11 protein-coding genes and 1 other annotated feature are annotated in these 14,283 nt (G+C 39.9%); all 11 genes read right to left on the reverse strand.

Features of this window, described 5'->3' with window-relative positions; genetic code table 11:
• Positions 1 to 25 precede the first annotated feature (25 nt).
• Positions 26 to 1,021, reverse strand: a complete 996-nt coding sequence (gene trpX, locus ACAM22_RS06015) for a tryptophan ABC transporter substrate-binding protein (RefSeq protein ID WP_004259575.1) — start codon at positions 1,019 to 1,021, stop codon at positions 26 to 28.
• 264 nt (positions 1,022 to 1,285) lie between these two features.
• Positions 1,286 to 1,503 (reverse strand) — a binding site (T-box leader).
• A gap of 95 nt (positions 1,504 to 1,598) precedes the next feature.
• On the reverse strand, positions 1,599 to 4,295 hold the full coding sequence (ppc, locus tag ACAM22_RS06020) for a phosphoenolpyruvate carboxylase (RefSeq protein ID WP_078228389.1): 2,697 nt from the start codon (positions 4,293 to 4,295) through the stop codon (positions 1,599 to 1,601).
• Between the two features lie 24 nt (positions 4,296 to 4,319).
• Positions 4,320 to 5,543, reverse strand: coding sequence for an FtsW/RodA/SpoVE family cell cycle protein (locus ACAM22_RS06025; RefSeq protein ID WP_369606510.1), 1,224 nt, complete (start codon positions 5,541 to 5,543; stop codon positions 4,320 to 4,322).
• Between the two features lie 161 nt (positions 5,544 to 5,704).
• A complete protein-coding gene (prsA, locus tag ACAM22_RS06030) occupies positions 5,705 to 6,643 on the reverse strand; it encodes a peptidylprolyl isomerase PrsA (protein ID WP_369606511.1) in 939 nt (312 codons plus the stop codon).
• 66 nt (positions 6,644 to 6,709) lie between these two features.
• Positions 6,710 to 7,423, reverse strand: a complete 714-nt coding sequence (locus ACAM22_RS06035; protein WP_369606512.1) for an O-methyltransferase — start codon at positions 7,421 to 7,423, stop codon at positions 6,710 to 6,712.
• Between the two features lies 1 nt (position 7,424).
• The gene (gene pepF / locus ACAM22_RS06040; protein WP_369606513.1) at positions 7,425 to 9,227 is read right to left on the reverse strand and encodes an oligoendopeptidase F; all 1,803 of its coding nucleotides are present in this window, start codon (positions 9,225 to 9,227) and stop codon (positions 7,425 to 7,427) included.
• Positions 9,228 to 9,245: 18 nt separating this feature from the next.
• Positions 9,246 to 10,199 carry a competence protein CoiA family protein gene (locus ACAM22_RS06045; RefSeq protein WP_261050244.1) on the reverse strand — a complete coding sequence of 318 codons (954 nt, stop codon included), beginning with the start codon at positions 10,197 to 10,199 and terminating at the stop codon, positions 9,246 to 9,248.
• A 73-nt stretch (positions 10,200 to 10,272) separates the two neighbouring features.
• A complete protein-coding gene (gene tehB / locus ACAM22_RS06050) occupies positions 10,273 to 11,133 on the reverse strand; it encodes an SAM-dependent methyltransferase TehB (protein WP_369606514.1) in 861 nt (286 codons plus the stop codon).
• A 15-nt stretch (positions 11,134 to 11,148) separates the two neighbouring features.
• A complete protein-coding gene (smpB, locus tag ACAM22_RS06055; RefSeq protein WP_001051750.1) occupies positions 11,149 to 11,616 on the reverse strand; it encodes an SsrA-binding protein SmpB in 468 nt (155 codons plus the stop codon).
• Positions 11,579 to 13,933 carry a ribonuclease R gene (rnr, locus tag ACAM22_RS06060; RefSeq protein WP_369606515.1) on the reverse strand — a complete coding sequence of 785 codons (2,355 nt, stop codon included), beginning with the start codon at positions 13,931 to 13,933 and terminating at the stop codon, positions 11,579 to 11,581. The genes smpB and rnr overlap by 38 nt, the downstream gene beginning before the upstream one ends.
• 101 nt (positions 13,934 to 14,034) lie before the next feature.
• Entirely contained in the window at positions 14,035 to 14,268 is a 234-nt protein-coding gene (secG, locus tag ACAM22_RS06065) for a preprotein translocase subunit SecG (protein ID WP_000282517.1), read from the reverse strand.
• Positions 14,269 to 14,283 lie beyond the last annotated feature (15 nt).

Genomic DNA, 14,283 nt, shown 5'->3' on the forward strand with positions numbered 1-14,283 from the left:
ATGTCCCCAACTCCTCCATTACAGATTATTCAATCACTTGTCCTGCTTCTTTTAGAACAGATTCAGGAATAGTAATACCAAGTTCTTGTGCCAATTTTTTATTGATCACTGATTTACCAGTTGAAAAGACATTCACTGGTGTATCAGCTGGTTTTGCTCCTTTCAGAACTTGAGCAATCATTTTACCAGTTGCCACACCAAGGTCATGTTGGTCAACTACAACTGATGCCAAACCACCTGCTTCTACCATGGCAGTCGCACTTGGGTAGATTGGTTTTTTAGCTGATTGGTTGCTTGATACAACTGTTGAAAAAGCTGATGCAATGGTGTTGTCGATTGGAACCCAGATAGCATCGACCTTGCTAGTCATAACATTAACTGTTGAAGCAATTTCATTTGTTGAAGGAACTGCAAATGTTTCCACTGTCAAACCTGCTTTTTCAGCATAAGCCTTAAATTCTTCAACTTGAGTTTTTGAATTGTCTTCGCTACTTGAGTAAAGAGCTCCGATTGTTTTCACATTTGGTGTCAAAGCTTTGATGAGTTCAACTTGTTGTTGAGCTGGATTGTGGTCAGATACCCCTGTAATGTTGCCACCTGGTTTTTTCAAATCTTTGACCAAGTTAGCACCGATTGGGTCTGTAATAGCAGCCATGATAACAGGTAGGTCTTTTGTGGCGCTTGCCAAACCTTGAGCAGCTGGCGTTGCAATACCAACCACAAGGTCATTCCCATTTGCAACCAATTGTTTACTCATTGTCGCAACCTTACTTTGGTCACCTTCTGAGTTCATAAAGTCAATCTTCAACTGGTCATCTTTATAACCTTCTTCTGCAAGTCCATCTTGAATCCCTTTATAAATCAAGTCAAGAGATGGATGGCTCACAAACTGAAGGACACCAACTTTGGCAACTTTCTTCTCATTCTTAGCTTCTGGTTTATTCATTGAAGAGTAAATCAAGCTTCCTGCTACTAAGACTGCTAATGCAGCGATAATTCCAATTAAACGTTTATTTTTCATTCTATTTCTCCTTTTTTATTCCTTTAAAATACTTCACTTATCTAATAATCTTCGAAAATCTCTTCAAACCACTTCAGCTTCACTTTGCCGTAGCTATGGTTACTGACTTCGTCAGTTCTATCCACAACCTCAAAGCAGTGCTTTGAGCAACCTGCGGCTAGCTTCCTAGTTTGTACTTTGATTTTCATTGAGTATAAACAAGCGACGCCATCGTTTTCTTTCCATACTAACCTCCATCAAAAAAGTCCTCACACAAAAAACTTGTGTGAGGACGTCGATGCGCGGTACCACCTCAATTATAGGGAATTTCCCTATCGCTCTGTCTCGCAATAACGAGATGCACTGTAAGGTGTGCTCACCGAATTTTTATGATTTCAAATTCTAAATAACATTCAGCCCAATTTTCATCATCACCACTTATCTGTTTTCAGCTACCACAGACTCTCTAAAAAGTTTGAATGATTACTTTTCTGAATGGTTAAATTATATCATTTTTCAACTACTTGTCAAGACTCTTTTAGCATTTTTTTGAAATATCAAAAACTTCCCCTGTGGAAAAGAGGAAGCTTGATAGGTATCAGCCTGAATTACGCAATCCTGTCGCAATTCCGTTGATGGTTGTATGGATTAATTTTTCTTGATCGCTTGATAATTCTCCTCGACGTTGACGTTTAATCAACTCCAACTGGATATAGTTAAGGATATTAAAGTAAGGCATACGGTAATCCAAACTTGCTTTTAGATATGGATTTTCAGCCAAGAGTTCATCGTAACCTTCGATAGCCAAGATGACTTCCTTGGTAACTTGCCATTCATTTAGAATAGTCTCATAGATTGCTTTTACTTCTTCATCCTCACAAAGTTTGGCATATTCAAAAGCAATATTCATATTTGATTTTGACAAGACCATGTCTACATTTGAAAGAAGCGATTGGAAGAAAGGCCAATTTTGGTACATATCTCGTAAGATAGCGATATTCTCTGGATTTTTATCGATAAATTCTTTGAAGCTTGAACCAACTCCATACCAGCCAGGGAACATAACACGACTTTGCGACCATGAGAATACCCAAGGGATAGCTCGCAAACCACCGATTTCAGTAATCGTCTTACGAGCGGCTGGACGAGAACCAATGTTAAAGCTTGAAATAGCCTTGATTGGACTTGACTCGAAGAAATAATCATAGAAATGATCATTACCAAAGACCAAATCACGGTAGATATCGTAACTACGGTCCACTACTTGGTCCATAATGGCTTCATAACGATTTGAGGTATTGGTATCACTCTTCTTCTGAGTAATCATACGGTTAATGGCTGCAGATACTAACATTTCAAGGTTATAGTAGGCCGCATCTTTATTACCGTATTTATTCCCAATTACTTCACCCTGCTCCGTCAAACGGATACGATCCTTGATAGACTTGAGCGGTTGAGATGTGATGGCTTCATAGGTTGGTCCACCACCACGACCGACAGTCCCACCGCGACCATGGAAGAAAGTAACCTTAACGCCAAATTCATCTCCAATAGCAGTCAATTGTTGTTGAGCCTTGTAGAGAGTCCAACATGATGATAAGTAACCACCATCTTTATTACTGTCAGAGTAGCCCAGCATGATTTCTTGATAGTTATTGCGTGAAGCAATCCATTTCTTAGCAAGAGGAAGAGAAAGGTATTCTCTCATGGTTTCTTCTGAGTGGTCCAAGTCCTCGATTGTTTCAAAGAGAGGAACGATTTGGACACGGGCTCTTTCTTTATCAACTAGCCCTACTTCTTTTAGCAAGATAGCCAATTCCAACATGTCTGATACACTGGTTGCATGTGAAATGATAGTCTGACGAATAACATCATCTCCCAACTTATCTTTCAACTTACGAGCAGCCTTAAAGATTGCTAATTCTTTTTCAAGTAACTCTGATTTTTCAACGTGAGTGGCAGAAAGAATACGTGGATCTTCTTCTAATTCTTTCAAAAGAAGCTGGCATTTTTCTTCTTCACTTAATTCACTATAATGAGAATGAATACCTGCTGATTTCAAGAGTTCTGCTACACAGGCCTCATGAACACTAGAATCTTGACGCATGTCAATAGATGCCAAATAGAAACCAAAAATTTCAACTGCCTGAATTAACTCAACAAAATCACCAGAAATCAGTGCTTCACCCTTATTTTCCAAGAGGGAATCACGAATAGTAATTAAATCCTTATAAAAATCATTGGCCGTTTCATAGCGAGCCCCAACTTCCTTATCCTCAATCAGATAGGTTTTTGTTGCTTGGATTTTTGATTGAATATCAAACAAGGCACGGCGATACAGCTCTTTTTCACGGTAGATTGAGTTATCCTTAGATTGACGAGCCATTTCTCTGACTTGCTTGCTTACATTGACAATACTGGTTGAGAGAGAGAACTCACGATAAAGTTGGTAAATCTTTTCATCATAGTAGTTCATGATGACTTCACACTGGGTCATAGCAGATTGTTTTAAGGTATCTGCTGTAACAAAAGGATTCCCATCACGGTCTCCACCAATCCACATTCCCATGGTAATTGGTTTAGGATGTTTCAACTCCAAGCCGTGTTTTTTAGCCAGACGCTTGTACTCAGCAGTCAAATGAGGAACTGCCTTCAAGAATGAACTATTGTAGTATTCCATAACATTCGTGATTTCATTGGTTACTTTCAATTTCTTCTCACGAATCATATCTGTCTGCATGATAATCTCAATGTAACGACGGAGATCATTATGCCATTTTTCCTTATTAATCAAGCCTAATTTCACATCACGGTACTTACGCAAGAGGGTATGGATATGGTTAGTCAAATCCAACATACTCTTACGTTGCACTTGTGTTGGATGGGCTGTCAAAACAGGGACAACATTCAAGTGTTCGAGAATTTCAACCGCATTTTCTTTTTCTGCAACCATTTTAATCGTTGCTGACAATTTCCCAAGATAATCTTGATCGATATTATTTTGGTGGTTGATTTCATAAGCCAAATCCACGTCTTCTGAAATATTAATCAAAAGAGGTAAGATAGAAAAATAGCGTGAAATATAAGCCATTTCATCATTTGACAGACTCGTAACCAATTGGTTCAAGCCTTGATAATCTTCTTGAGTTGACAGTTCTTTCAACTGCATGATTTTTTCAAAAGTCTCTGGGGCAAGCATGTTTTTAGTGATATCTTCTAACAATTCTGTTAAAATCAGTACTTCTTCTTGCACGACAGCTTTATTACTATAGTTTTCTAATTTTTGAAGAGACATAGGTAATCCTTTCCACTATCAGCTCTACATATAGTTTGAGGAGTGAGCTTCTAACTCCTCATACAATTGAGCACGCTTTTCACTTGCATCAATATTTAAGACAAAGGCGATGGCTACAGACAAGACCAGGAGACTGTTCCCTCCTTGCGATAAGAAGGGGAAGGTTACTCCTGTCGAAGGAATAATACCAGAAATTCCGCCGATATTGACAAATACCTGTACCAACATCATCCCTCCAACCCCAATCGCCATCATGGAATTAAAGGGATTCTTAGCTCGAATTCCTACTAGAATAATTCGCAAAATAAGGAAAAAGACAAGTGCTAAAATCAAGCCGGCTCCCACAAATCCAAACTCTTCAATGACAATTGAAAATACAAAATCTGTATGGGCCTCTGGTAAATAACCTCGTTTTTCGATTGAATTTCCTAAGCCTAGACCAAACCACCCACCATTCACCATGGCAAAGTAGGAATTGGCGAGTTGGTGACCTGCTCCTGCCAAATCAGCAAAAGGGTTAAAATAAGCACTGAAACGCTTGGCCACATAGCCAAATACTGGAACTTTTGAAAATTTATCAACCCCGATCATAGAGATAGCTGATAAGGATAGGGCTGAAATACCAACCAAAATTCCCAAAAATGCAATAAACCATCTATAAGCGATACCACTAATTGTATACATAATCAAGGCAACCAAAGCTAAGATAGAAGCATTCCCCAAATCTGGGAAAATAGCAAGGCTCCCAATCAGTACAAAGAGGACAAAGCGCCAGTCATTAAAAGCACGAGGAAGCCACTGATTTTGTGTCAAAACTTGAAAATCATAAATAGCTATATCCTCTTGTTGTTTGGAAAATCTATTTGCTAAATACCAAATAATAATAATTTTCAAATATTCGGCTGGCTGAATGGTCAAAGGTCCTACAGAAATCCAGCCATAGGCTCCATTGACAGGAATACCAATCAAACGAGCCAAAACTAAAAGAATCAGCTCAACGAACATAACGATAAATAAAAGACGTTCATTTCTTAAAAAATTCAGTTTCAGCTTATATATCAAGGCAATCAATATTAAACTAAATATCCAAAACATTCCCTGACTTCGAACCAATTGGAGGGCACTTTTACCTTCTTCGATAAGAATAGCACTGGTTGTCGAATAAACTACAATCAAGCCCAAAATTGATAAAAGTAAGTAAGGAACTAGAATAGAATAGTTTAATAGGTGCCTTTTACTAATCTTCATAGTATCACCAATCTAATGAGAACAACACAATTGCTTCCCAAATTCCGTTTGTTTTCTAGTTTTGATTGCTATTATACCATTTTTTCCGAAAGAAAAAAACTCTTATCCATCAGATAGACCATTTTTGTCATAAGAAAAAGAGCACTTGGCCCTTTTCTGTTTTATTCTTTTGATGAACTGCTTGAGCTTGAATCTCCGCCACCAATATATTGGGTAAAGATATTTTGGAAGGCTTGGTCCTTAACCTTGATATTGGCTGCTTGCAATTCTTTTCCGATAATGCTTTGAACAAATGTTGAATCATTTTGTTTTTGAGTCAAGATAACAGTTTTCAATTTTTCTTTGTAGTCATCAATATTAGATGATTTTTCTGTTTTCTTAATGAGTTTTACAATGTAATATTGGCTGCTGTAGGCTTGTGTACCAGTAACACTAATCACATCAGAAACACCGTTTACATCTAAAGCAAAAGCAGCTTTTTTAACTTGTTCTGGTACTTCTGTTGAAGCAGAATCAAAGGTGATTTCTCCACCATTCGCTTTCGTTTTCTCATCAGTTGAATTATCTTTGGCTAATTGAGCAAAGTCAGCACCTTCTGCCTTGGCTTTTTCGAGAACTTCTTTGGCCTTATCTTCATTATCAAGACGGATGATTTGAGCCGTTACATCTGGAGTGTACTCGTCAAAGGCCTTCTTGTATGCATCCTCTGTCAATTCAGCTTCTGCTGCTTTTTTAACTGCTAACTCAACCAATTTACTTGTACGAATTTGAGCTTTACGTGTTTCAAGAGTCATACCTGCTTGTGACAAGACACGTTGGTAGTTATCACCGTATTGTTTTTCTTCTTCGGCAATAGTGTCATTGACTTCTTTGTCATCTACCTCTGAACCGTATTGTTTCTCAAATACTTTTTGGATGGTCAGGTTCAACAAGACTTGTTGAGCTGAAGGGTTGCTTTTCACTTGCTCATAAAATTGATGTTCTGTGATAACATCTCCTTTCATGCTGATAAGATCTGCTCCTTCTGAACCTTTGGAACAAGCTGCTAAAGTTGCTACTGATAATAGTGTAATGGCTCCTGCCAATAATTTTTTCTTCATGTCTACTCCTTTGAGATAAGTGTTACCCTATCTATTTTACTATATTTTCTTAAATTTTTCTGAAAATCATTCGCTATCAGGCAATTGAACATCTGCTACATTTTTACGAAGCATGAGAATGCCGTCTCCCAGAGGTACTAGTGTTGCGGTGAGTCCTGGATTGTCTAAAGTTGCATCAAATAGTCTTTGAAGTCCTCTGTATATAGTTCGCTGGCCACGACGGACTTCCATAATATCCTTGGCAACATCACCACCTTGGAAAATATCATCCAAGACAACCACGCCTCCAACGTCCAAATGTTTGAGGATTTCTGGCAGAAAGACGATGTATTTAGACTTAGCAGAGTCCATAAAGACGAAATCATAGGACTCTGTCAGTGTAGATAATATATCTACCGCATCTCCCTCCAGGAGAGTGATTTGCTTGCGACTATCAAACTGGGCAAAATTTTCCTTAGCAAAACCAATCATTTCTGGATTGCGATCAATCGTTGTAATCTTGGCATTTGGCGCATGTTCCGCCATCAAGAGGGCTGAAAAACCGATAGCCGTCCCAATTTCCAGAATGTTTTTTGGTTGCATGGTTTCCATGAGAAAACGGAAATAAGCAACTGTTTCATGGGGAATGATGGGAATATTTTCCTTACGGGCAAAGTCTTCCAATTCTTTCAAAGAACCTGTGACTTGCTTTTGGCGCTGACGCATCAAGTCTACAATTTCTTCCTTGACGACAGGGCGACGCATGTTATGGTTGGCATTCTTACTATACGATTCAACCATCTTATGACAATCCCAATTTTTCAACTAGGGCTTCAAACTCATTTAAACGGCGTTCAAAGACTGCAAAGGCATCGTTGAGATAGTCTTCCTTCTCCATATCAACACCAGCTTTTCTCATGACATTAAGTGGGTAGTCAGATTTACCTGCCTTGAGATAATCGATATAGCGGTCACGGTCTTCTTGACTACCATGGACAATCTTTTCAGCCAAGGCTGAGGCTGCTGCAAAGCCTGTTGAATATTGGTATACATAGTAGTTATAGTAGAAGTGTGGAATGCGTGCCCACTCGTATTGGATTTCAGGATTGTCTTCCTTACTCAAACCGTAATACTCTTGGTTCAAGTCTGCGTAGAGTTTATTTAGGAAATCGCTTGTCAAGACTTCACCATTTTGATCCGCTTGGTGAATGGCGTGTTCAAACTCAGCAAATTGAGTTTGGCGGAAAACTGTTCCACGGAAACCGTCTAGGAAGTTATTGAGAATAGCAAAGCGCGTTGCATCATCTTCCACTTCTTCCAATAATTTCTCCGTCAAGATATTTTCATTGGTAGTTGAAGCAATCTCAGCCAAGAAGATAGAGTAATCTCCGTAAACATAAGGCTGCGTTTCACGAGTATAGCTTGAATGCATACTATGACCTGTTTCATGAACAAGAGTAAAGAGATTGTCTAGATTATCCTGCCAGTTAAGAAGCATAAAGGCATTTGTATCGTAAGAACCACCAGAGTAAGCCCCTGAACGCTTGCCTTGATTTTCATAAACATCAATCCAACGCTCACTGAAGGCACGTTTAACACGGCTCAAGTAATCCTCACCCAAGACTGACAAAGCATCTTCTGCTTTTTTCAAGGCTTCTTGGTAGGTAAAACTATATTCAACATATGAAAGTGGTGTGTAGACATCGTACATCTTGAGGTCTGAAATTCCCAAGATTTTTGAACGAAGCTCAAGGTAACGATGCAAGAGTGGCAAATGCTTGCGAACTGCTGCCACCAAATTGTCATAAACACTCTCTGGAACAAAATTGGCCGCTAGGGCTGCATGACGCGCACTCTTGTAGTTGCGAACTTTGGCACGGTAGTTTTGAACCTTAACATTGGTTTGCAAGGTTTTGGCATAGGTATGTTGGAATTGTTCATAAGTCGCATAAAGAGCTTGATAGGCACCACGACGCACCTCACGGTTTTTAGACTCCATCAAACGCATATAAACGCCATGTGATAATTGTACTTCGTTACCATCTTCATCTTTAACAAATGGAAAGACGATATCTGCATTATCTAAAATAGCGAAGGTTTCACTTGCCGAACCAAATATTTCTCCAGCCCCAGCTAATAATTCTTCTTCACGTTGTGAAAGAACGTGTTCCTTGCCTTGCAAAAGCTTATCAAAATAGTGTTTATAAACCTGCAATTTTGGTTGAGCTTCTAAAAAGTCAGCATACTGCTTTTCACTAATATCCATAAATTCAGGCTCATAGAATGAAAAAGCTTGATCTAGCTGACTGTAGAGAGTCATGGCCTTGGCATAGTACTCTTGGTACTTGGCTTCACGTGTGTCTTGGTCATTCTTCATATGAGCATAAACGTAAAGCTTCTCTATTTGGCGTTCCATTTCAAGAGAAAATTCAGTAATTTCTAGTAGGCTATCCGCACTATCTAGGAGATGGCCTTCATACTGGCTTACTTTCTCCAGTTGTTCTGTTAAATCTTTTAAGGCTTCTTCCCAAGCCTGGTCAGTTGGGTAAATCGTTGATAGATCCCATGTATCTTTTTCATTTATTTCATATCTTTGTAATACCATTAGATTCCTCCATCCTTTCTATTCTACCATATTTTTTAAGAAATATTGCTGATAAAAGGCTGGTGGATAGAGCTTTTGCCAATCATTTTGAGGATTTTGTTGATAATAGGTTTGAAAATGCTTATAATAGCTAGTCAAATCTTGCTCAATTTGGCAAAAATCACCTACTAGTGGTCGAATTTGTGGATACCATTCTTTCAGCCCATAATTCAGGAGATTTTTTCCCTTTTGATAGGCTTCTGCTTGTTCTTTCATCCAAAAGGGATTTTGATAGTACAGTTGTTGCCTGATATAGCGACAGATGTCCTTGTCCTGAGAAACTGTAAAATGAGATATTTTTTGTTTCTTATAGGGAAAACGTAATATCTCCAGTAGACTACCGTGAGCATAGGGAAATTCCTTAATCTGATAATGGAGTTTGCCGCGGAGATCCTGGTGAATGAGGTATTTGAGTCTTAAAAGCTGTTTTTCCTTGTCCAATTCCCAAACATAAAATCCCATGTTTTGACTGAAATAGAGAAAACCTTGTTGCAGACGAGTCAACCGCTCCTTGAGCCAAAGTTTTTCCCCCAGCAACCACAGTACTTGGTAACCCTGACTACGATAGCCCTCACTACGCTCTTTAAGAACTTTTTGAGGCAAGAGACTACATTGAACCTCTAAAGCTAGATTGCCATTTACAAATACATCCGCAATCTGTTTAAGCTCTGGAAGCGGGTATTCTAATTGCACCTCTGCCTCTTTTTCCAACCAGTGATAAAGTGATTCTTTATTTGCCAGGTGTTCTGTGCTTTCATTTTCAGAGGAAAAATCACAGTCTTTTAAGGTTTTATGGGCAAAATGGGTCCGGACACTTGGTCCTTGCCGCAAACGGAGTTGACCTCCACAAGATGGGCAAGTGTAGGCTTGCTTCTCCAGCTTATCCTCTAACACATTTACCAGCTGCCCCCTAGCATCTCTCGCAACAAACATGATTTCCCTCCTTTTCTATATTATTCGTAAAAAAAGAAAAAAGATCAGGAAATTCCCTAATCTTCATTCATGTTTATTTGATTTTTTTAGCTAGCATGGTCGCAAAGTGTAGTTGAATACGATTGCCATTTTCGTCACGACGGTGCAAATGGCCTGGATTTTCATTGTACTTAACCAATTCCCAGTCCTTGTAATAGTCTGCCAATTCCCCTTCTTTAAATGTGAATGGGAAGTTCACTGAGCAAGGATAATCTTCCGTGTCCATGGCACAGACGATAAGGTTGTAGCCACCAATACTAGTTTGCTCCTGCATATTTTGAATAATAGCTGGAATACGGTCTGCTTGTAGAAACATGAGAACAACAGTTGATACGATAAAATCATACTCTTGCCCGATGCTAGCTGAATTGATATCGTAAAGACCAACAGGCATATCCAGGTCTTCCTGCTCCACAATGCTTTGTAAGATTTCAAGGGCCAGTTCATTTTGATCCACAGCTGTCACATCAAAACCTTGTTGGGCTAAAAAGAGAGAATTACGGCCTTGACCACAGCCCAAATCCAAGGCTTTCCCTGGTTTTACTGTCTGCATAGCCTCTAAGACCTCTGAATGAACAGGATTGGTACTGTATTTCTTAGGGAAATAATCCTCAGGTTTACAATAAAATTCCAAGTACCACTCCACATCATCTGTTACAGCCTCCACTCGGTGCCAAGCTTGTGGTTGTGCCATGGGATTGTCAGCTCCTGCTTCAAAGAGATGCTCAGCTAGAACCTCACCATCCTCTGTCAATTCAATAAACTTGAGAGTTCCTTTCAAAACAGTAATCTTGCCCCAAGTCCCGACCTTGGTATTGTGTTTCTGTTGAACCGCCTCTGGCATGGTTTCTTTAGTCCACAAGGGCATACGTTTATAGGCAACTAATTTTTCCATTTTCATTTCCTCTTTTTATCGCTGATTAACAGCTTTCATCACGCGCGCAATATCGCGATTCTGCTCACGACGTTTGATAGACTCCCGTTTATCATAGTCATGCTTCCCTTTAGCTAGACCTAAAAGGAGTTTAGCGTAACCATCTTTGATATAGACTTTAAGGGGAACCAGGGTCATTCCTGTACCTTTAGTCTCTTGCTCCAACTTTTGGATTTGCTTTTTATGGAGTAAGAGTTTGCGACGGCGTTCTGGTTCTTGATTCCAGATATTACCCTCTTCGTAAGGCGCGATATGGACATTGCTCAACCAAACTTCTCCATTTTTCACTTGAGCAAAGCCATCCTTGAGATTGATTCGAGCAGCTCGTACACTCTTGATTTCAGTTCCAGTCAGGACCATCCCTGCCTCTAGCGTATCTACGATTGTATAGTCGTGGCGTGCCTTTTTATTTTGTGCGACGACCTTTCCCTCGCCCTTTGCCATGCTTGGCTCCTTTCTTAGCTACTTCTTTGTAAAAGGGTTTCTTCCCTTTTTTCTTCTTGTCTTTTTGTGAATGCTTGCACTTATCATTTGAGCGTCCTGATTTTCTCTTATCTTCCTTCTTATCTGAACGACGACTTGAACCACGCCCTCTGTCATTTCGACTAGACTGTTTCAAGCCTTTTTCAATCACATCAAATTCACTTGGAATGTAAGAGAAGTCAATTTCACCTGTCATCTTATCCGCTCTTTCAACCCGAATACGAATCTGTTGACCTACACGGAAGGTTGTCCCCGATTTTTCCCCACGAAGAGTCAAATCACGTTCATTGAAATGATAAAATTCAGGTAGATTAGTGATGTGAATCAAGCCCTCAACTGTATTCGGCAATTCAACAAAGAGACCGAATTTAACGATGCTAGACACAACCGCATCGTACTCTTCGCCCACGTATTCTTCCATGTACTCAGCCTTTTTCATGGCTTCGACTTCACGTTCAGCCTCAATGGCACGACGTTCACGGTTGGAAGACTGGGTCGCAATCTCTGGAATCACTTGCTCAAAATACTCTGCTATTTCCTTAGAACGGCCGTAATCCCGAACCATACGGTGAACAAGAAGGTCTGGATAACGACGAATCGGACTGGTAAAGTGAGTGTAATAATCAGCCGCTAGACCATAATGCCCGTGATTGTGCTCTGAATAGCGTGCCTGCTGCATAGAGCGAAGAAGCATCATGGACAAGACATCTGCATAAGGTTCTCCCTCAACAGTACGCATGATGTCTTGGAGGGCCTCCTGGCTAATCTCACTGGCAGTTCCATAAATGCGCAAGCCAAAACTCGAAGCATAATCAATAAACTTCTGAACTTTTTCAGCCTTTGGCTCCTCATGGATACGATAAATAAAAGGTAGCTCCAACTTGCTAAAGTGCTCGGCAACTGTTTCATTGGCCATCAACATAAAGGACTCAATCATGCGCTCGGCAATGCCACGCTTACGAAGAACGATATCAACAGGCTTACCTTGTTTATCCACTAAAATCTTGGCTTCATTGGTATCGAAATTGAGGGCTCCACGTTTCACACGCATGTTTTCTAGAGTTTCATGGAGCTTAGCCATAAGTTCAATACTTGGTACAATTTTATGATATTCTTGTCTCTTTTCCTCGTCGCCTGCCAGGATATCATTGACATCACTATAAGTCATACGGAAGCTTGTCTTGATAACCGTTTGAGTAATGGTGTAGTTGACCACACGACCATCTTTATCAATCTCCATAATAGCTGACTGGGTCAGGCGGTCAACTTGAGGATTGAGAGAGCAGATACCATTTGACAGTCGTTCTGGAAGCATTGGGACCACACGGTCTGTCACATAGACAGAAGTTGCGCGGTTAAGGGCTTCCTTGTCAAGAGCAGAACCCTCAGTCACATAATAGGAAACATCTGCTATGTGAACCCCGAGTTCCAGATTGCCATTTTTCAAGGCCTTGATATGCACCGCATCGTCCAAGTCCTTGGCATCCGCACCATCAATGGTAAAAGTAATCTCATTTCTCAGGTCCAGACGACCTTCCATATCCTTTTGAGACGGAACATCAGGCGCACTTTCTGCTTCCTTGACAACAGCCTCTGGAAACTCGGATACAATGTCCATAGACTCCAAAACCTCAAGGACATCAATCCCAACATCCGTCGAGTGCCCCACCACATCGAGGACACTAGCGACAAAGAAATCATGTTTCTTGCTTGGGTATTTATCGATAATTACCTTGATAACTTCTGTTCCTTCTAGTTTTAGGACTGGTTTCTTAACATAAATCGGTTGACTGATTTTCTGATTTTTCGAACGGATGTAGCCAGCATACTTAGGCTTTTCCTGATCTGGAACGATTTGGCCGACAACAGTTGTCAAACTGTGCTCTAGGATATCAATAATTTTGGCTTCAGCTGCTGTTCCCTTGTTTCGGTCAGCGACTTTCTTGATGACGACCTCAACGGTATCACCATCAATAGCATAGTTGACATCGTTTTTTCCTACAAAAAGGTCCTCCTCTTCTCCTTCTAGGGTGACAAAGCCAAAGCCATTTTTATGGGCATGAAAAATCCCCTTTAGAGTAATCTCATGTTTTTTCTTGACTTCCAAAGTCAGACTACCATCTTCCTCAAAGCGTATCTGATGCTTTCTTTCCATTAGGGACAAGGTTTTAATCAACTCACGAAAATCCTTGGACCCGTCTTTTCCCAAAGCCTGAGCCAAGTCATTGACCGTCACCTTTCCCTTATCTTGCAAATATTCTTTTATTCTATCTTTCATATTTTCTTTCTAGATTTTTTAATTTCCTTTTACTGTAAAACCTTCTCAAACATCATTTAAAAATAAAAACAGGCAAAGACCTAGTCCTGCCCATTATTTTCTTATCTACTTGATAATACCGTCAATGCTAAGGCAATGGCTAGCCAGAAAAAGACTAAAATCCCTGTCAAACGCTGCATTACAGCTTCAAAACCGCGTGCTTTACTGCGTTCAAACAAATCACCTGAGCTGGCATCAAATACATTGCTGGATTGATTTTTGGTTGGTTGCATGAAAATCGCAATCACAATCACAACAGATAATACTAATAAAATGGTTAATAATAGGTTATACATATCAAACTCCTTAAA

Origin of the sequence: Streptococcus sp. SN-1 (assembly GCF_041154385.1) — a bacterium.
GTDB classification, from domain to species: Bacteria; Bacillota; Bacilli; order Lactobacillales; family Streptococcaceae; genus Streptococcus; species Streptococcus mitis_CT.